General features: G+C 63.6%; 16 protein-coding genes. 3 read left to right on the forward strand and 13 right to left on the reverse strand.

Annotated elements, in window-relative coordinates:
• Positions 1-12 precede the first annotated feature (12 nt).
• From IVA93_RS21740 to IVA93_RS21750, 3 genes are read right to left on the reverse strand one after another with little or no spacing between them, the layout of a single operon-like run.
• Complete coding sequence (locus IVA93_RS21740; protein ID WP_247368826.1) at positions 13-774, reverse strand: ABC transporter ATP-binding protein; 762 nt, start codon at positions 772-774, stop codon at positions 13-15.
• Entirely contained in the window at positions 771-1,622 is an 852-nt protein-coding gene (locus tag IVA93_RS21745) for an ABC transporter permease (protein ID WP_247368828.1), read from the reverse strand. Before IVA93_RS21745 ends, IVA93_RS21740 begins: the two co-directional genes overlap by 4 nt.
• 21 nt (positions 1,623-1,643) lie before the next feature.
• A complete protein-coding gene (locus tag IVA93_RS21750) occupies positions 1,644-2,633 on the reverse strand; it encodes an ABC transporter substrate-binding protein (RefSeq protein ID WP_247789227.1) in 990 nt (329 codons plus the stop codon).
• 211 nt (positions 2,634-2,844) lie between these two features.
• Here IVA93_RS21750 and IVA93_RS21755 point away from each other — a divergent pair, with 211 nt between their 5' ends.
• Positions 2,845-3,798, forward strand: a complete 954-nt coding sequence (locus IVA93_RS21755; RefSeq protein WP_247368833.1) for a LysR family transcriptional regulator — start codon at positions 2,845-2,847, stop codon at positions 3,796-3,798.
• Between the two features lie 240 nt (positions 3,799-4,038).
• Here IVA93_RS21755 and IVA93_RS21760 read toward each other — a convergent pair whose 3' ends face one another.
• The 9 genes from IVA93_RS21760 to IVA93_RS21800 all read right to left on the reverse strand — a co-directional run bounded on the left by IVA93_RS21760 (position 4,039) and on the right by IVA93_RS21800 (position 15,332).
• The gene (locus IVA93_RS21760; protein ID WP_247368835.1) at positions 4,039-5,370 is read right to left on the reverse strand and encodes an MFS transporter; all 1,332 of its coding nucleotides are present in this window, start codon (positions 5,368-5,370) and stop codon (positions 4,039-4,041) included.
• Between the two features lie 72 nt (positions 5,371-5,442).
• Positions 5,443-6,249 (reverse strand): enoyl-CoA hydratase/isomerase family protein, encoded by an 807-nt coding sequence (locus tag IVA93_RS21765; protein WP_247368836.1) that lies wholly within the window; start codon positions 6,247-6,249, stop codon positions 5,443-5,445.
• A 31-nt stretch (positions 6,250-6,280) separates the two neighbouring features.
• On the reverse strand, positions 6,281-7,825 hold the full coding sequence (locus tag IVA93_RS21770; protein WP_247368838.1) for an AMP-binding protein: 1,545 nt from the start codon (positions 7,823-7,825) through the stop codon (positions 6,281-6,283).
• Positions 7,818-8,336, reverse strand: a complete 519-nt coding sequence (locus tag IVA93_RS21775) for a (2Fe-2S)-binding protein (RefSeq protein WP_247368840.1) — start codon at positions 8,334-8,336, stop codon at positions 7,818-7,820. The genes IVA93_RS21770 and IVA93_RS21775 overlap by 8 nt, the downstream gene beginning before the upstream one ends.
• Positions 8,333-9,148, reverse strand: coding sequence for an FAD binding domain-containing protein (locus IVA93_RS21780; protein ID WP_247368841.1), 816 nt, complete (start codon positions 9,146-9,148; stop codon positions 8,333-8,335). The genes IVA93_RS21775 and IVA93_RS21780 overlap by 4 nt, the downstream gene beginning before the upstream one ends.
• Positions 9,145-12,156, reverse strand: a complete 3,012-nt coding sequence (locus IVA93_RS21785; protein ID WP_247475779.1) for a xanthine dehydrogenase family protein molybdopterin-binding subunit — start codon at positions 12,154-12,156, stop codon at positions 9,145-9,147. The genes IVA93_RS21780 and IVA93_RS21785 overlap by 4 nt, the downstream gene beginning before the upstream one ends.
• Positions 12,157-12,298: 142 nt before the next feature.
• Complete coding sequence (locus IVA93_RS21790; RefSeq protein ID WP_247368846.1) at positions 12,299-13,138, reverse strand: helix-turn-helix transcriptional regulator; 840 nt, start codon at positions 13,136-13,138, stop codon at positions 12,299-12,301.
• Positions 13,139-13,262: 124 nt separating this feature from the next.
• Positions 13,263-14,684, reverse strand: coding sequence for a UbiD family decarboxylase (locus IVA93_RS21795; protein ID WP_247368848.1), 1,422 nt, complete (start codon positions 14,682-14,684; stop codon positions 13,263-13,265).
• Between the two features lie 27 nt (positions 14,685-14,711).
• On the reverse strand, positions 14,712-15,332 hold the full coding sequence (locus tag IVA93_RS21800; RefSeq protein WP_247368850.1) for a UbiX family flavin prenyltransferase: 621 nt from the start codon (positions 15,330-15,332) through the stop codon (positions 14,712-14,714).
• Positions 15,333-15,497: 165 nt separating this feature from the next.
• On the opposite strand from IVA93_RS21800, the gene IVA93_RS21805 reads away from it, so the two are divergent.
• Together IVA93_RS21805 and IVA93_RS21810 are read left to right on the forward strand one after the other, a co-directional pair.
• Complete coding sequence (locus IVA93_RS21805) at positions 15,498-16,442, forward strand: LysR family transcriptional regulator (RefSeq protein WP_247368898.1); 945 nt, start codon at positions 15,498-15,500, stop codon at positions 16,440-16,442.
• 210 nt (positions 16,443-16,652) lie between these two features.
• On the forward strand, positions 16,653-17,693 hold the full coding sequence (locus IVA93_RS21810) for a Bug family tripartite tricarboxylate transporter substrate binding protein (protein WP_247368852.1): 1,041 nt from the start codon (positions 16,653-16,655) through the stop codon (positions 17,691-17,693).
• 495 nt (positions 17,694-18,188) lie between these two features.
• On the opposite strand, the gene IVA93_RS21815 is transcribed toward IVA93_RS21810, so the two are convergent.
• Positions 18,189-19,592 (reverse strand): amidase, encoded by a 1,404-nt coding sequence (locus IVA93_RS21815; protein WP_247368854.1) that lies wholly within the window; start codon positions 19,590-19,592, stop codon positions 18,189-18,191.
• Between the last annotated feature and the right edge of the window lie 115 nt (positions 19,593-19,707).

A 19,707-nucleotide genomic window follows, 5' to 3' on the forward strand; every position in this document is an offset into this window, starting at 1 on the left:
TCTCCGATGATTTCAATGTTCGGTCTGTGATTCACCGCCCATCGCCGAGGCGATCTGAGCGTGAAGTTCGGCGATCTTGCGTGGGTTACACCTCGCTTCGTCGCTGATCTGAACCTCGAGCGCGATCCTGGCTGGAGGGCTCAACACGAGTGCGCGGTCGGCCATTTCGAGTGCGTCGTCAATCCGGTGCGTAATCAGCAAGCAGGTCTTTCGAAATTCGCGCGCAATCTGCAAGAAGTCGCGGCGCAACGCTTTCGACGTGACATGGTCGAGCTGGCTGAACGACTCGTCGAGGAACACGATTTCTGGATCGATGGCGAGCGCGCGGGCAAGCGAAACGCGCTGGCGCATGCCTCCCGAAAGCTCATGGACGTATTTGTCGTCCGCGCCGTCAAGACGGACCCGCGCAAGCCACTTCCTGGCGCACGCGCGTGCCTGTGACCTGGATTTTCCCACAATAAGAAGTCCCAATTCAACGTTCTCGGCTGCCGTCCGCCACGGCAAGAGCCTGTCGGTCTGGAAGCTGACCGAAAGCCGTCCCTTGAGCGCTTTGAAGGACGCATAGGGATCGAAGCCGGCCACCCGGATCCGGCCAGAGTTCGGGCACGTGGTACCCATGATTAGATTCAGGACCGTGCTTTTTCCAGCGCCGGTCTGGCCGAGGAGAACGACGACTTCACCGCGGCGGACGCTCATCGAAAGGTTATCGACCGCCAGATAGTTGCCGAACGTCTTGGTGACGTCGCGAACCTCAATGAGGGTTTCCTCGCTCATCTTACCGTCGCCTCCGCACGCCATTTCAGAGAGATCTTTTCCAGTCCGTTCACGATTGCCTGCAACAGCAAGTTTAGGATCACGAGGAAGAAGGTCCATGCCAGCACCTGATCGATCCTAAATGTCGACTGGGCGAGGTTCATTCGCGCGCCGATACCGACTGCGGATGCGACGAGTTCGGCGAAGATCACCATGCGGATCGCGTAGCCGATCACCGATTTCGTGGTAAGGAAAATGTAGGCCACGATGTGCGGGAGGATGAGATAGCGAAGCACCTGCCAACGCGACGGACGGAAGCTCTCGATCATGTCGACGAGCTCTTTCGGTAAAGCGCGTACGCCTTCGTAGACGTTGAGGGCGTAGAACGGCAGCAGGATGACCAGCAGAATAAAGAAAATTCTCGATTCCGGATTTTTGAACCAGAACACCGCAATCAGCATCCACGACAGGGCGGGAATACCGGTATCGATAACGACGATGGCCTTCAGATATGGGCGAACGGAAGGAAACATTCCCATCCCGAGTCCGATCAATACCCCCGCAACCATCGCAATCATGACGGAAATGGCGAGGCGGACGAGTGTGACGGCAACGTGGTAGGGATCCGAGAAGAACAGCTCCCGTGCCGCATTCCAGACGGTCACGGGCGACGGCATGATGTAGTCCGGCACGAAGCGGCTGGTGATTTCCATTGCAACAAGAAGGACAATGACAACAACGCACGTCGCGAAGATATCGCGTCTTCCCTCGGGGTTCTTCCGTGCTGCGGCCGCTCCGGCCAGCGGCTTAACGAGTTCCGCAGGGACTGAGCGCTCGGGACGCGAGGTTCGATCTACCGCAATAGACATCGGTCTTTCCGTCATGATGGGTCAGGCGGCAAAGAAGTTCTGATCGACCGGCCTGGTCAGCAGGCCGTTGCGCGCCAAAAACTCGCTTGCAAGAAGTATCGACGATCTCGAAAGTTCGTCGCTCATAGGCCGGTAGGTGAAAGCGAGGCGCTTCGAACTCATGGCCTCCTTGAGCGTATCCGGTGCAATGCCAGTCTTGTTGCCAAACAGATCGACGGCCTTCGTCGTGTTCGCGTTGATGCCGCTGAGGCAATCTTCGAAGACCTTGCTGACCATGGCCGCGATGCCAGGATTGCCATCGGCCAATTCCTTGCGGATCGCCACCCCAAAATAAGGTAGCTCCAGCGCGCCAGAGAGCCGTTTATAGACGTCGCCTGCCTTCAATATCACACGTAAGTCAGGCTTCTTCATCAGCCCTGTCGTTATGTTAGGCTCCCACGACAAGGCCGCGTCGGCTCGATCAGCCATCAGCAGCGTCACCGACGCGGCAGGATTGTCGACGTTCTGAATCGTTGCCTCTTTTTCGATGTCGAATGCGAACGCCTCGTTGATGAGGGCTTTGACCATGCGATACGTGCCGGTCGACTGCAGGGCCGCGATCGTCTTGCCTTTGAGCTGAGACACGTTGTCCACGTCGCCCTTGGGTGCCAACAGGGCGATCATGTTGGCGTCGGTGATCGTACAGAGGTACTTGATAGGCACGCCGGCCTGGTAGCGGGCAGCGAAGGTATCCCAACTCCCGATGCAGACGTCGTAGTTTCCAGCGACGAAGTCGTTGTAGTAGGTCGACACGGCCGTATACGGAGCCGGATCAGGAAAGGAGAGACCATTCTTGCTGCCAAGGTCGTTGGCGAGAATGTACTGGACCGGCAGCACCGTAAAACCCGGCTGCAGCGATGCCCATCGCACCCGAATGTCCGCCGCCGCCATTGCGTGCCGGATAGATGATGGCAACGCAAATGAGCTCGCGGCCGCAGCGGCGAGTAAGTGTCGCCTAGAAAGGTGCGCCATTGTCTCCTCCCGGATCGGTGCGTGGACCGCGTCTTTTTTTGCTCTTTGGCTTCGCTGCGCCCTGTTCCGGAAAGACCAATCCGATCTCGATCAGAACCCTTGAACCGACCCTATTCTTGCCAAAGTCGGGACGATAGCGCATTTTCGACGCTATGCCGTTCCATTTTTGGGACGAACCGGGGTGGGATCCCAGATGGAGGGGATGCAGGCTATGACCAGAAAATTGGACCTGAACGCGCTCCTGCTGTTTTTCGAGGTCGTCAATGCCCGCAGCATCAGCAGCGCGTCGAGAAAGCTCGATATTCCAAAGTCCACGGTAAGCCGTAAGCTAATGTTTCTTGAAGATCAGCTCGGAGCCGTCCTCTTCAAAAAGGGAGGCCGCAAGCTTGCAGTGACGGACATCGGCCAAGCTCTCTACGAGCACTGCGAACGCATCGCCGCCGAGATAGAGGAAGCGGGTCTCGGAACAACGCGAATGCAAACCGAGCTGCGGGGAATGCTCCGGGTCAGCATGCCCGTGGATTTCGGCACCGGCTGGCTAAGCAGCGCAATCGCCGCATTCGCCGTCAGTTACCCCGAGATCCACCTCGTGATTGATGCCAACAGCCGGTGGATCGACGTGTCGGTCGAACCTTACGATGTGGCCGTGCAACTGGGCACTCTTCCCGAGACGCACGGCGGCGTCCGCCACCTGGCAAGCATTACGCGCGGCGTTTATGCGAGCCCCTCGTTCCTGGAAAGAAGAGGCGTTCCCCTCAGCGTCGACGATTTCGAACGCTTCGATTGCATCGTGACCGAACATCAGCGCGCCGAAGGCGTATGGAATTTCCGCAGCGGGCTTGGTGTCAAGGTCATCGACGTTGTCGGACGGATTTCCGTGAATCACATCGGAGTGGCACGCGAACTCGTAATCGGTGGAGTCGGACTTGGCATTCTTCCGAACATCATGTGTCAGAACGATGTAAGAGCCAAACGACTGGTTCGCGTGCTAACTGACTGGGAAAGTCCGTCACTGCAGGTCAGTGCGACCTTTCTCGGCAAGCGCAAGGAGTCGCGACGCCTGCGCGCGTTTCTCGATTTTATGGAGCGCAAACTCAAGATCGAAGGAAGCGCCGGCCAAGCGTTGTCGACCATGCAAGGCGCGGCTGAGCTGAGAACGACTTGACCGTTATGGAAGGAGATCGCCCGCCTCTACACTATACCGCAATTTTTGATACACGTGCTTGATCTCGACAAAACTCGGTCAGCGCCTCATAGCCATGAAGGCCGCCAAGTCCGCTGCAGCAGTAGCCATCAGTCTCGGCTTCGGCAAACAGCTTGTTGCGGTCGTTTATCTAGATAGTGCCAACGCCGCAACGCGCCAAACACTGTCGAACTGCGGGCTGCAATCGGCGGCGCCGCGCGCTCAGCGGAAGTTGCCCTTGGTCTCGGGGATCAGGACGGCACCAATGAGATAGATCACGAACACGCCAACCGCGAAGTAGGCCAGCGACACGGGAATCTCCGCAGCGCTGCCGCTGACCAGCGAGACCAAAGTCGGCATCATGCCGCCAAGCGCAAAGCCGATATTCCAGGACAGGCCCGTGCCGCTCGCGCGCAACGCTGTCGGGAAACGCTCGTTGAGGAAGATCAGCACCGGCGCGTATCCGGCATTGCCAATGAAGGCGATGGCGAACGCATAGAGCGTGATCTGCATCGTGTCCTTGGTGGCAGCCAGGTTGAGATAGCAGAGCGGCAGCAGCACCGCCGCCAGCACGCCGATGATGAGGAACGTCTTCTTGCGGCCGATGCGGTCGCTAAGCGCACCCACCAGCACCGCGGAGAAGAACGCCGAGACGCTCGCGCCCATCAGGATCAGCGATGAGGTCTGGTTCGGGACCGCATTAATGACTTTCAGGAAGCTCGGCAGATAGCCCGAGGTCAGATAGTAGCCGGCACCGCCGCCGAACGTGATCAGCAGATTGACCAGCAAGACGCCGCGATACTCGCCGGAGAACACGTCCCTGACCGGCGCCTTCGAGACCTTCGCCTGCTTGTTGCCCTGCTGGCGCTTGAGCTCCTTGAAATAGGGCGACTCCTCGAGATTGCGGAAGATGAACCAGCCGAGCAAAGAGCTCAGCAGGCCGGAGAAGAACATGAAGCGCCAGCCCCACACGGCGAAGGCATCGCCCGGGAAGATCGAGGACGTAATCAGGAAGATGAAAGACGCGAGCAATGCGCCGATGCCGGCGCCGCCGCCGCCGACCAGTCCCGACATCGCGCCGCGCCAGTGCGCCGGCACAGACTCGGTGCCGATGGTGTGGGTGGAGGCCACGACGCCGCCGACGAAGATGCCCTGCACCAGGCGCAGGATCAGGAAGATGATCGGTGCGAGCACACCGACTTGCGCGATGGTCGGCAACAGACCGAAGGCCGCCGTGCTGATACCGACGCCGACGATCGCAATCAGCATGGCCTGCTTGCGGCCGTGCACGTCGGCATAGTGACCGAACACCGCCGAGCCGAGCGGCCGCATCAACAGCGTCACGGCGAACGAGCCATAGACCGCGGCCAGCGACAGCGCCGCATTGCTCGAGGGAAAGAACAACGCGCCGACGACCGGCGCCACATACAATAAAATGAACAAATCAAACAGATCGAGCGCCCATCCGAGCACCGAGGCGATGATCGCATTGACCATCTGCTTGTTGTCCGCCGAGCTTCGCGCACCCGCGACCGGCATATCCATCTCAGCCATGTTGTTTTACCTCCCCCGTTTGATAGAGCCGCGGTCCGCGCCATTGCGAACCGCGGCGGTTTTTGTCGCGTATCAGCGGCCGGCGAATTTCGGCGGGCGCTTGGCGTTGAAGGCCTCGACGCCTTCCTTGAAGTCCTCCGATTGGCGCAGACGGCTGTAGCAATGGCCTTCGAGCTCGATCGCGATCGCGAGCGTCGAATCCTCGGTGTCGTTGAGGAGCTTCTTGGCCGTGCGCTGCGCCAGCGGCGAGAAGGTGCGCAGCTCATCGACCAGCTTGTCGGTCGCCTTCTCCAGCTCGGCATCCGGTACACATTCCGTCGCGATGCCCCAATCGAACGCCTGCTTGGCCGAGATGCGCTTGGAGCGCATCACGATGTCCTTGGTGCGGGTGATGCCGACCATCTTCTGCAGCCGCGCCGAACCGCCCGACCCCGGGATCTGGCCGAGCTTCTGCTCCGGCAGCGCGTATTGCGAGGTCTCCGATGCAATGCGGAAGTCACAGGCGAGCGACAACTCGAAGCCGACGCCGAAGCAATAGCCGCGGTTGGCGACGATCACGGGCTTGGCGCAGCGCGCCGGTGCTGCGATGTTCCAGGCGAGCTTGGAAACGTGTTCTGGGCTCGCTTCCATGAAGCCCCCGATATTGCCGCCGCTGGAAAAGTGCTCGCCCTCGCCGCGCAGCACGATGATGCGGACGCGCGGATCCTCGTCGAGCGTCTCGAAGGTGAGGCGAAGCTGGTCGCGCTGCGGCATCGCCACGACGTTGTAGGGCGGACGTCCCAAAATGATGTCGGCGCGCTCATGCGCTTCTTCGATCTCGACCTTGAACCCGTCGAGCCTGGCGAGCCGGGGATCGGCGAATGTGTAGAGTGACGGCATGTTGGGCTTCCTTCTGTTGAGTGCGTGATGGTCAGGCGGCGTCCGACGGCGGCAGGCGCTCGGCCTCGTATTCTCCAGCGACGAGCAGTCGCCGCAGCAGCTTGCCGACCGGCGATTTGGGAATCGCGTCGACGAAGACGTAGCGGCGCGGCCGCTTGAAATTGGCAAGGCCCGAGGTGCGGCAGAACTGCTCGAGCTCGACGTCCGAAACCGAGCGATTGCGCTTGACGAAGGCGGCGACGATTTTGCCCCACTTCTCGTCGGCGACGCCGACCACGGCAACCTCATCAACCGCCGGATGCAGCGACAAGCAGCTCTCGATCTCGACCGGAGAGACGTTCTCGCCGCCGGTGATGATCATGTCATCAACGCGGCCGGTGACAAACAGATCGCCGTCGGGATCGACCAAGCCGGTGTCGCCGGTAAAATACCAGCCCTCACGCATCGATTTTGCGTCGGCCTCCGGGCGGCGCCAATAGCCTTCGAAGGCCTCGTCACCGGCGAGCGTCGCGATGATCTCGCCCTCCTCGCCGACCGCCGCAAGATCCGCGACCGACCGCGCACCGATGCGCACGACCTTGACATGCTGGTTTAGCCCGGCCTTGCCTGCCGAGCCCGGCTTTGCCGCGGCATTTTGGTCGATCGTAAAGGTGTAGATCTCGGAGCTGCCGTAGTGATTGACGAACAATTCCGGGTTGAACGCCTCGTTCAGCTTCTTCAGCAGTCCGTCGGTCATCGACGCACCGGCAAACCCGAGCTTGCGCACGCTGGAGACGTCGGTTGCGGCAAAGTCCTCGTGATGGACGAGGTCGTGATAGAGCGTCGGCACCAGATAGAGGTTGGTGATCGCTTCCTGCTCGATCAGCGCCAGCGCCTGGCGGCTGTCATAGCGCGGCAGGCAGACGAAGCTGCCGCCGATCAGCGACATCGCGAGCAGCGAGCGGACGCCCATGGTGTGGTAGAGCGGCATGACGCCGAGCGTGCGCTCGCCGCGGCCGTAGAGGTTCTGTGCGACATGGGCGATCGCCGCGGCACGTTCGGCGCGATGCCGCCGCGGCACGCCCTTTGGCCGCGACGTCGTGCCGGAGGTGTAGAGCATGATCGACCAGGCGTCCGTGCCGACGCGCGGCTCGGCATCGGGCGCGGCGTCCCGGATCAGGTCGGCGAAGCTGGTCGCCTCGCCTGTGCCCGGGCCGACGGATACGCGCAGCAGCCGGCCGGCGAGCGCCGATCCCTGCACTGCCTCCGCCGAAATATCCTGATAGACAAGCGCGCAGGCTTCGGCGTTCTCGATGCAATAGTCGAGCTCGTCGGCCTTGGCCCGCCAGTTGATCGGCGTGATGACGAGGCCGGCGAACTGGCAAGCCCAGTGCAGCGTCGCCGCTTCCCAGCGGTTTTGCAGCAGCGTGACGACGTGATCGCCCGGCTTGAGGCCGAGGCGATCGAACGAGGCCGAGAGTGCGGAGATCTTGTCGTACCATTGCCGGTAGGTCAGGCGGAGATCGCCGTCGATCAACGCGATGGCGTGGGGATCGCGCGCGGCGCTGGCCATGAAGCTCCTGGCGAGATCAAGCATCGGACGTCTCTTCTTTGGATGAAGCAAGCTGGGCGGCGGCTTCCAGCGCCGCCTGAATGATCGGGGTGTAGCCGGTGCAACGACACAGATGGCCGCTGAGGAGATCGCGGATCTCAGCTTCCGTCGGCGCCGGGTTGCGGCTGAGATAGTGGTCGAGCGACATCAGGATGCCGGCGGTGCAGAAGCCACACTGGAGTGCGTGGTTGCGGCGGAATGCGTGCTGCAGCACGCCGAGCCGGTCCGCGGAGGGCGCGAGCCCTTCGACCGTCTGGATCTCGCAGCCGTCGACCTGCGCGGCGAGCGTCAGACAGGACCGCGTCAGCATGCCGTCGACGACGATGGTGCAGGCGCCGCAGACGCCGTGCTCGCAGCCGACATGAGTGCCGGTCGCACCCAGCTGATGGCGCAGGAAATCGGACAGCAGCATGCGCGGCTCGGCTTCCGCCTCGACGGGCTTGCCGTTCAGCGCGAAGCGAATGGAATGGCGGTGGCTTGCCTTAAGGCGGGTCATTGCAGCACCTGGCCGATCAGGTCGCGGCCGATCAGGCGAACGAGGTCGCGTCGGTAGCGGGCCGTGGCGTGGACGTCGTCGCGCGCGCCGAGCTCGTAGGCGAAGGCGTTGAGGGCATCGTCGAGCGCGCTGCCCTCCAGAGCCGGCCAGTCCCGCGCGGCCGGAACGTCGGCGACGCCGCCGACGGCAAGGCGCACGCCCGTGGAGGTCTTCATCGCGCCGCAAGCGACGATGGCGAAATCGCCGTGACGGCGCGCGACCTCGCGGAAGGCGAAGCGCGATCCCTTGATGACGGGCAGCGAGATACCCTCGATCAGCTCGTCATCGGCACGTGCGGTCAGCATCATGCCGGCGAAGAAGTCCTTGGCGGCGACGCGGCGACGTCGTTTGGCACTGCGCAAAAGCACCTCGCCGCCGAGTGCGACCAGAGCCAGCGGCATCTCGGCGCTGGGGTCGGCATGCGCGAGCGAGCCGCAGATGGTGCCGCGGCTGCGGGTCTGCATATGCCCGACCCAGGGCAGCGCCAGCGCCACCAGCGGCAGCGCCTCGGCGAGATCGAGCCAGGCGAGCAGATCGGCCTGGCGGACGCCGGCGCCGATGACGACGGCATCGCCCTTCCGCTCGATCTTGCGCAGCTCCTCGAGGCACATGATGTCGATCAGCAGTTTTGGTTTGGCGAGCCGCATGTTGAGCATCGCCATCAACGACTGGCCGCCGGCGAGCACGCGGGCATCGCCGCCTTGCTGCGCCAGTCCTTCGAGGACGTCACCGATGCTCTCGGCGCGGAGATAGTCGAATGCGGGCGGCTTCATCGGCGCCCCCCGAACAGACCGGCCACCTTCGCCAGCAGGGCGAACAGCGAGAAGCCGCCACCCTCTGCGCCACTGCCGCCCGCCTTGCGCGCCAGCGCCGTGAAGAACTGCCCGATGATCACGCGCGTCGCGCCGTCGAGCAGACGGCCGCCGATGCTGGCGACCTTGCCGCCGATCGCGGCATCGTAGCTGTAGGTCAGCGTTGTTCCGCCGCCGCCGTCGGGCGCGAGCGTGATGCGTCCCTCGGCGTTGCCGAAACCGAGCGCACCGGTGGCGCCGCCGCGCAAGGTGACCGCGCGCGGCGGATCGAGATCGAACAGCTCCACGTCGGCGCGATAGCGCCCGCTGACGGGGCCAATGCCGAGCGTGACGTCGGCGCGGAAATGCGTGTCGGTGATCCTGTCGACGCGCTGGCAGCCGGGAATGACGGATTGCAGGGTGTTCGGATCGAGCAGCATCGCCCAGACCTGCTCCGGCGCGCCCTTCACCGAGGCCTGCCCCTCACCGCGCAGCCGCCGGTCGCCCTCGCGCACGGGCGCCGCGGTCGCACCGCCAGCGGGCGGCGGCGGTTCGGCGCCGCGCACCAATTCCGCAAGCCGCGCCGGCACCAGCGGCAGCGTGATGTCGGCAACGCCGAGCGCATCCGCGACCGCATTGGCGATGCAGACCGGCGTCGACATGCAATTGCCTTCGCCGACGCCTTTCGCCCCGAGCGGCGTGAACGGCGACGGCGTCTCCATGTGGATGATCTCAGGCTCCGGCACTTCGGTGGTGGTCGGCAGCAGATAGTCGGCGAGCGTCCCCGTCAGAAAACTGCCGTCCTCAGCGTAGGCATATTCCTCGTAGAGCGCGGCTCCGAGCGCTTGGGCGAAGCCGCCGCGGATCTGGCCGTCGACCATGCCGGGATGCAAGATGGTGCCGCAGTCGTGCATGGTGACATAGCGGTCGATCCGCGTCTCCAGCGTGGCGCGATCGATCTCGACGCCGCAGAAGTCGAAGATGAAGCCGTGGCAGAGTGAGGAGTTGATGCGGTCCTCGTCGTCGGGCGGCGTCAGTTCCGGCGGCGTCCAGAACATGGTCTCGCGGATGGTCTGGCCGGCATCATCGGGCAGCGAACCCGGCGACCAATGGCTCAGCGCCGCGACGCGCGAGAACGCGATCCGGTTCTCCGGATTGTGTCTTGAGGCAACGAAGCCTTTTGCGAACACGATGTCGGCGGCCTCGACGTTGAGCTGGCTGGCGGCGATGCGGGCAAGACGGCCCGCCACGCGTTCCGCCGCAAGCTTAGCCGTGCCGGCCACGGCCGCAGCAAATCGGCTGGCGTAATTGCCCGATGCAATCGACCAGGCATCCTTGGCGGTGTCGATCTCGGTGTTGACGCGGATGTCCTTTGGCTGAAGGCCGAACACGTCGGCGACGACCTGCGACAGCACGGTGCGATGGCCCTGCCCCTGCGGCACCGAGGCAACATGAACCGTGACGCTGCCAACCGGATCGAGCCCAACGGTCGCGGTCGCCTGCGCGCCGTTCTTCGGGCCGGCCTTGCGGCGCTCGGCCGCCGTCAGCACGGTGGTGATGTAGCCCATGTTGGACACGCTGGGTTCGACCACGGCGGTGAAGCCGATGCCGTAGAGGCCGCCACGCGCCCGCACCTCGTCACGCTTCGCCTTCAGCTCCGTGAGCCTGCCCTGCTCGGCCGCGCGCGCGACCGCCTCCTGGTAGTTACCGGAATCCAGCAGCGCACCGGTCGCAGTGCGATAGGGAAACGCGCCTGTAACGATCAGATTGCGCTTGATGACATCGAGCGGATCGAGGCCGAGCCCGATCGCGATCCGCTGCACCAGCCGTTCCAGCGCGAAATAGACCTGCGGCCCGCCAAAACCGCGATTGAGGCCGGTCGGCGTCTTGTTGGTGACAACGACGCGGTTGCGGATCCTGACATGGCGGATGTCGTAGGCGCCGGTCAGATTGCCATGCATGCGGTAGAGCGTAGCGGGCTCGGGCGCACGCAGATGCGCGCCGCAATCCTCGACCTGGTCCCAGTCGAGCGCGAGGATTTTTCCGTCGGCCGCGACCGCCGCGATCAGAGTCGTCGCACGGTTGGTGGCCGACACCGACGCAGTGAGATGCTCGAGCCGGTCCTCGATCCACTTCACCGGCCGTCCCGTGACGCGCGCCGCAGCCGCGATCAGCACGATATAGGGAAACACGCCCTGCTTGACGCCAAAGCTGCCGCCGGAGTCCGGCGGCGTGCGCAGCCGCAGCCGGTTGCCCGGCACCTTGAGCGCACGCGCGATCACTGTGTGGATGCTGAACGGGCCCTGGAAATTGGCGAGCACTTCGAACGCATCTTCGCCGGCGTCATGCGAGGCGACGACGCCATAGGTCTCGATCGGCGTGCAGGAATTGCGCGGGTATTTGATGCCGATGGAGAAGCGGTGCGGCGCATCGGCAAAGGCCTTCCGGGGATCGCCATAGCTGAAGTGGCGATCGCTGGCGAGATTGCCGGGAAAGCCGTCGTGCAGCAGCGGCGCGCCCGGCGCGAGCGTGCCGAGCGGATCGACGACCGCGGCGCGCGGGCGATAGTCGACATTGATCAGCTCCGCCGCGTCCTCGGCGCGGGCGCGGTCGGTGGCCACGATCACAGCCACGGGCTCGCCGACATAGCGCACGCGGTCCATCGCGATCGGCCAGCACTCGACCGGCGCCTTGACGCCGACGACGAGGCTGGTGGTAACGGCCTTGACGTCGCGGCCGATCAAAACCGCTGCGACGCCCGGCAGGCGCTTTGCCGCTTCAACGTCGATGGAGAGAATATCAGCGTGCGCATGCGGCGAGCGCAGGATGGCCGCGTGCAACGTACCGGGCGCAACGCCGAGATCGTCGATGAAGCGGCCATGGCCGCTGAGCAGCGCGGCATCCTCGACGCGCTCGATCGAACGCCCGACCCACGGTCTGTCGCCACTCTGATCGACTGGATTTGCGGATTGAACCGCAGCTTGCACCATGTCCCGGCATACCTCCCGACGCGCTCTTTGACGCGGCGGTGACAGATGTCAGGACGAGGGCTGTGCGGGCCATACCGCCCGCTCTCACGACTTACCAAATCGTCTCATTCGAGCGCGTGCAGCGCAATATCAGCCGCAAGACTCAGCCCGCAAGACGCGAGACTTTGCGAAACTCGCGCGGGCTGACGCCGGCATGATCGCGGAAGAAGCGCGTGAAATGCGCCGGCTCCGGAAAGCCAAAACGCTCGCTGAGCTCGCCGAGCGGCGTCTCCTCGCGCATCACCGCATCGAGCGCGCGCTCCATGCGGACGACGTTGAGATAGAGTTTTGGCGAGACGCCGAGCGAGGTCTCGAACAGGCGGAAGAATTGCGCCCGCGACAGGCCGGCGCCCTTCACGAACTGGTCGACGTTGGCATAGGAATCGTGCGTCCGCATCGCGTCCATCGCGCGGCGGATGCGCCAGTCGCAGCTCACCGCGCTCATGCCGCGGATCGAGATCGGAAAGCTGCGCCAAGGCGTGAAGCGCTCGATCACCGCGATCATGAGGTCGGACAGCGTCTGCTCGTGGGTCCGCACCGCATCCGGATTCGCCATCATTTCAGCCGCCAGATGCAGCGTGAGCTGGCGGATGCGCGGCGAGACCTCGCCCGAAGCCCGGTCGAAAAAGCCCGGCGCGCCGCTCGCGCCCCAGCCGGGACGGAACTCCTTCAGCCATTCCGGTTCGATATAGAGCGCCATGATGAGCGTACGCGGACGGTTAGCGTCGTGCACGTAGGCGTGCGGCTTCCAGCCGTCGACCAGCACGGCGGCAGTGTCCGTCAGCGGCGTGACCTGGTCGCCGACCAGGAACTGGGTGTCGGCGCCCTCGACCTTGAGCAGGACGTGGCAGTGATGATGGGCGTGGCGAACCAGCGAACGGTCCATGTCGAGCAGCGCGACCCTGCCGAAAGCGCCGTGAGCGATGCGCAGGGCCGTCGACATCAGTTCCTTCCTCCCGGCATTGCGCCGCAAAATGATTGGCTTGTTGGCGCGGCACTATAAGCAGCACCGGCTACATATTCCAACCGCGCACAAAGACGCAAGTTGCCGTCGGGCATCAAGCCGCTCATGTCCCCGCCTCCGCAAGCAGCCGCGTGATCGCGACGCCGGGGTCGGCCTGCAAGGCGGTGGCCAGATCGACCTCCTCCTCGCCCTTGACCCGGATGCGCTTGAAGGCGAGCTCCGGCGCGCTGACCGGCGCGGTCGCATCCAGGCCCATCTTGGCGCTGATGCCGTTGTCGGTGGTCGGATCGAGTTTCGAGCCGAGCGCGCCAGCCACGACCATGAGATCGCGGTCAGCCTGGAAGCGCGTCGCCACCGCCCATTCGATCTCCTCGGACGAGGAGATGTCGACGTCCTTGTCGACCACGACCACCTGCTTGATATCGTAATGCGCGCCGAAGGCGCACATCATGACGTTCTTGGGCTCGCCGTCATTGGTCTTGTCCACTTTGATCGCGAGATGGTAGCGGCAGGTGCCGCCGCGCGTGAGACGGACGTCGATCACGCCAGGAAAGCTGCGGCGCAAGTGCTGAAGCAGCGTTGCCTCGCGCGGCACGCCGCCGAGGATGAGATGCTCAAAGCCGCCGCCGACGATGGTGTGGAAGATCGGCGCCTTGCGATGCGTGATGGCATCGACCTCGATCACCTCGCGGTTGGCACGCGGACCGTAATATTGAGGGAATTCGCCGAACGGCCCTTCCGGCTCGCGCACGCCCTGCAGAATGCGGCCCTCGATCACGATTTCCGCGTGGGCCGGCACGCGCACCGAATTGGTGCGGCATTTGACGACATCCACGGGCGCGCCGAGCAGCGCGCCCGCAATCGCCATCTCGTCCTCGTCGAGCGCGGCAATCGCTTGCGAAGCCAGCATCAGCGCTGGATGCGCGCCGATCACGATCGCGATCTCCAGCGCCTGTCCCAGCTCCTCCGCGAAGCGGTAGTAGGAGAACGTGTGCCGCGGCAGCAGCAGCACGCCAATACGGTTCTTGCCGGAGATCTGGCAGCGGTGGATCGAGACGTTCTGCACGCCGGTCTTGGGATTGCGGGCGATCAGCAGGCCGGCCGTGATGTAGGGACCACTGTCGCGCTCATTGTGCTTGGGCACCGGAAGCTGGCGCAGCAGATCGACCTCGTCGTGCACGACCTCCTGCACCGGACCGCTCGCGACCTCATGGATGGGAAGTGGATTGCTCGCGGCGGCGAGGAAGCGCGGCAGCAACTGGTCCTCGGTGATGCCGATGGACTCGGCGACCCAGTCGCGCCCGGTGAAGAGATTGGCGACGACAGGAATCTCGTGCCCGTCGGGGCGCGGAAACAGCACCGCGCTGTCGCGCTCCAGCCGCTTGGCGATCGCGGCGAGCTCGTCAGCCAGCCCAATGCCCTCGCGGGCAATCGCGAGCTTGCCGCGTTCGGCAAGATGAGCGAGCCAGGTGCGCAGATCGGCGGGCGCGTTCGAGCCTTTCCTCGCAACATCTTCCATTCGCATATGACGGGTCTTTCCTTGGTCTCTAAGTCAGGGCGCGATCTTGCGCAGCGACGGCGAGCGGCGCTTGAGCGCATCGTCTTCGCCCCAGCGGCGCACGATTCCGATATCGATGTCGAACAGGTCGAGCACGCGGCCGACGGTGTGCTCGACCATGTCATCGAGGTTTTCGGGCTTGGCGTAGAAGGCGGGCACGGGCGGCGCGATGATCGCGCCCATCTCCGAGAGGGAAGTCATCGTCCTGAGATGGCCGGTGTGCAGCGGCGTCTCGCGCACCATCAGCACCAGGCGGCGGCGCTCCTTTAGCACGACATCGGCGGCGCGAGTGAGCAAGGTCGTGGTGACGCCCGAGGCGATCTCGGACATCGAGCGCATCGAGCACGGCGCGACGATCATCCCTCCGGTACGGAACGAGCCGCTCGAAATCGCCGAGGCCATGTCGTCGATGGCATGGTTGACATTGGCGAGCGCCCTCACCTCCGCGATCTTCAGATCGGTCTCATAGGCAAAGGTAAGCTCGGCCGTCTTCGACATCACCAGATGGGTCTCGACGCCGGCATTGCGCAGCAGCTGCAGCAGACGCACGCCATAAGTGACGCCGGAGGCGCCGGAAATGCCGATGATCATCCGCTTGGGCGTTGCGTCCTGCATATTTGCGGTTTCGCTCCCTGGGTCCCGCGTCACGCGGGTCCGCCGGGAGACTAGGCAATCTCATCCATCATCACAAATAATGATTGATTATATCATTCATCATTTGCGATGATGACGCGGGAGCAAGACCGGCGAAGGAAGGACGGGTCCGTGGAACTCAGGCAGATGCAACATTTCCTGTGCCTGGCCGAGGAGAAGAACGTCACCCGCGCCGCGCGCCAGCTCAACATCGTGCAACCGGCGCTGAGCATGCAGATCGCCAAGCTCGAGGCCGAGCTCGGCCAAAAACTGTTCGACCGCAGCGTCCGGGGTATGACGCTGACCAGCGCCGGCGAGGCATTGGTGCGGCTGACGGCACCGATCGTGCGCGATGCCGAGTATGCGCGGCAGGAGATGGCCCAGCTGGGCGGCCGCATCTCGGGCCGCGTCTCGGTCGGCCTCATTACTTCGGTGGCGCAGAGCACCATGGCGAGTTCGTCGGCGACCGTCGCCAGCCGCTATCCCGAGATCACGCTGTCGGCCTGCGAGGGCTATACCGAGACGCTGGTCGAATGGGTCAACACCGGTCAGCTCGATTTCGCGCTGATCAACGTGCCGCGCCGGAAAACGCCTCTCGCCGCGCATCGCATTATGGACGAGGAGATGGTGTTTGCCTGCCGGAAGGACAGCCCGAACAGGCCGCCAGCCAAGCTGCGCTTCGACCACATCGCGAGGTTCGATCTGGTGCTGCCGTCGAAGCGTCACGGCCTGCGACTCATCCTTGACGAGCACGCCGCCGCCGCCGGCATTGACCTGAGGCCGCGGCTCGAGCTCGACACGCTGCCCGCGCTCTGCGACGTCATCGCGACCACCGATTTCGTTACGGTTTTGCCGACCATCGCGCTCCGGCAATCGCTTGCGAGCGGGACCATCCGGGCCCATCGCTTCGACGAACAAAGGATCGTGCGTTCGATCGCCTGGGTGCATCATCCGCGGCGCGCGGTGTCGGTCGCGGCCAAAGCTGTGCTCGACGTCATCAGCCACGATCTGGCACAGGCCGCAGCAGTGGTGAGAGAGTTCGTAGAGCCCGCTTCCAGCGGCAGACGGCCGCGGAGGAAGACGATTTCCTGAATTCCGAACGCCGCTCGGACAAGATGTCGCGCTCATCCTAAAATGAGACGGGTTGGTAAGTTTCGAGACGAGCCGGCATGACGGTCACGTCAAGTCGCTGATTACGGTCCAGGCTCAGAAAATCGCGGCCTTGCGCTCCTCCCGGACTATTCTTGTCACGGACGCTCCCAAGGTTCGCAGAGCAAGACACGTCGGGAGATTCGGTCCGAGATGGCAAGGTTCGGTCACAGCAAGATCACGGACGGCACCAGGCGGCACGTTGAGGGATTTCATCCTGACCGCAGGTCTCTGCTCTCGCTCGGCGTAGGCGCGGCTCTCTCCGCCACCGGACTGCATCCTGCGCAAGCGCAACACTATCCCGCGCGTCCAATCCAGGTGCTCGTGCCCTTCGCCGGCGGCAGCGCCAGCGACGTCATCACGCGCATCCTTCTCAACCGCATGTCGACGTCATTGGGACAAGCCTTGGTGGTGGACAATCGCCCTGGCGCCGGCGGCAATATCGGCACGGCGGCCGCGGCGCATGCGGCCGCGGACGGGTATACGTTGCTGATGAGCACGTCCGGCCCACTGGCTGCGAACAAGTCTCTCTATAAGGAGCTTCGCTACGAACCGCTGAAGGACCTCGCCCCGATCGGCCTGTTCGCGGCGCTACCGAATGTCGTCGTGATCAATTCGAGGCTGCCGCCGAAATCCCTGCGCGAGCTGATCGAATACGCCAAGGAGCACCCTCGGGAGCTGAACTACGGAACGGTCGGCGTCGGCTCGTCGCAGCACCTGGCGGCCGCCTATTTTGAGCAGCTCACCGGCACCGAGATCACGCACGTTCCCTATCGCAACATCGCCGCATACACGCCGGACTTCATCGCGGGTCAGGTCCCGCTCGGCTTCCAGCTGCTGCCGAACGTCATCGGCCTGATCCGGAACGGCGATGCACGTCCGCTCGCGGTCGCCAGCGACAAGCGCATGACGGCCCTGCCGGACGTGCCGACCGCAGCCGAGGCCGGCCTGAAGGATTACGAAAGTGCCGCTTGGTTAGCGCTGCTCGCTCCGGCGAATACGGACAAGACTGTCATCGACAAGCTCTACAAAGCCATGGTCGAAGCCGTGAACGATCCGAAGGTGCGCGCCCTCTTCGTCGAACAAGGGGCCGAGCCGCTGGTGATGGACCCGCAAGGTCTGAAGGATTTTATGACCTTGGAGGCCGCGAAATGGGCGACGATCATCAAAAAGATTGGCATCGAGCCGATGTGAATCGGAGGCTTCGCCTCGCGTGGCTCCGGCCGTTTTGCACGCTATAATGCGCCATATTACTCCGCCCGCGGAAGCACGTGGAATCCACACACCGATCGGGGTTTAGTGGAAGCCGCAACTCGGGTCGACGCTCGGATATGAGAGGAAGTGCGAACATTCTCGCCAAACAACGCCAAATTGCGCGGCAGCCGCCGACAACCACACTACTCCCACTCGATTGTTGAGCAGGACGTTCGTCCTTGTTCTACAAGCACAAATCTCCACATCTGACGGACATATCCCGATGGTATATCCGCTGCAATTTCTATCTCGAATTCACAGGATAATTTGCGCTGTTCGAAGTACCGGCGATATCGCTACCCGTCGGAGACGATCGACGAATAGTTTACAGAGGTGACGGAAATCGCCACTTCTTGAACTGCCACAGTATCATTCAAAATACCGTCAGTGATGCGGAAAGCGATGGTTCGGCCCCTCAGCCGGGTCGACATAGGTTCAATCGATCAGAGCACGCCGGGTGTGCCAGTCCGTCACCGATTGGAAGGCATGCCCGGAGCGGGCGAGCACATCCTCGGACAGATGAGGGCCGACCAGTTGCATGCTCAGCGGTAGGCCGTCCGATGCTATGCCGTTCGGCAGCGTGATCGTCGGGCTGCCGGAGAAGTCGAACACCGCGGTGAAGCGCAGGATGCTGAGCAGCACACTCGGATCTGCGCCGTATTCCCCCATCTTGATTAGCGTCGGGATCGGCACGGGCATGGTGGGAATGAGCAGCAGGTCGACGTCACGGAACAACGCGGAGAGGCTGCCGCAGAACTTCAGGCGCTCGTGATGGATCTGCGCGATCTCGACGCCGCTCATTGACCTCCCCTGCTCGATCAGCTGCGCCAGATCGGGGCCGTATTCCGACTTCCGCGACGGATAGGTCTCGAGATGCGCCTCGGCGGTCTCAATCGAGCACATCGGAATCCACATGCTCACGAGCTTCTCATAGGCCGGAAACTTGACCTCGCGGATGTCGGCCCCCAAGGCCGCAAGCGTCCGCTCGGCGTCCAGCAGCGCGGCGACCACCTGCGGATCGATCCCATCCTGGGTGTAGCTGCGGTCCATGCCGATCCGTAAGCCTCGAATGCCGTCTCCGATCGCGGCGAGATAGTTCGGCACGGGCGCCTGCAGCGCCGTCGGGTCGTTGACATCCGCTCCCGCGATCACGCCAAGCATGGCGGCCGCATCGGCTGCGCTTCGACACATCGGCCCGACATGGTCGAGCGAGTCCGCCAGGGGAAAGATGCCGTGACGGCTGACGCGTCCCCAGGTCGGCTTGATGCCGGTCAGCCCGCAGGTCGCGGACGGAAACCGGATCGAGCCGCCGGTGTCACTACCGATCGAGCCGAAGCAGAGCCCCGCCGAGGTCGCCACGCCCGATCCGCTCGAGGAGGAGCCGACCCAGTAGTCGACGTTCCAGGGATTGAGCGGGGCCTGATCGTCCGGATGGTGACTAGTGTAGGCACCCTCGGTCATCTTCAGCTTGCCGAGCGTAACCGCGCCGGCATGCTCGAGCCGGTCCACGATCGTCGCATTGAAGGACGGGACGAACTTGGCGTGGATCGTGGTGCCCCCCGCCGTCGTCGCAAAGGTGGTGTAGCAGAGATCCTTCAGCCCGATCGGCACGCCGTGTAGCGGCCCGCGCCAGATCCCTTTCGCGAGCTCCGCGTCACAAACTTTCGCCCGAGCCATGGCGCGCTCGGCGAGGACGAGTGCGTAGCCGTGAAACCTGCCGTCGAGCTTCTCGATCCGGCTCAGCATGGCCTCCGTCACCTTCGACGGCAGGAGCTCACCCCGGCGGAACAGTTCGGAGAGTTCGGTGATCTGCTTGTAGTGGATTGGATCGGTGGACATTGGAGGCTCTTCTTCTTGGTGCTATTCTCAACTGAACGACAAACTCGGTGCACCTCGCCCGCTCGCGGGAGAGGTTGCGCCGCTGCGCGGATAAGGGCTTTCTCCTCTTGGGGAT

It is taken from the genome of Bradyrhizobium sp. 155, assembly GCF_023101105.1.
GTDB classification, from domain to species: Bacteria; Pseudomonadota; Alphaproteobacteria; order Rhizobiales; family Xanthobacteraceae; genus Bradyrhizobium; species Bradyrhizobium canariense_D.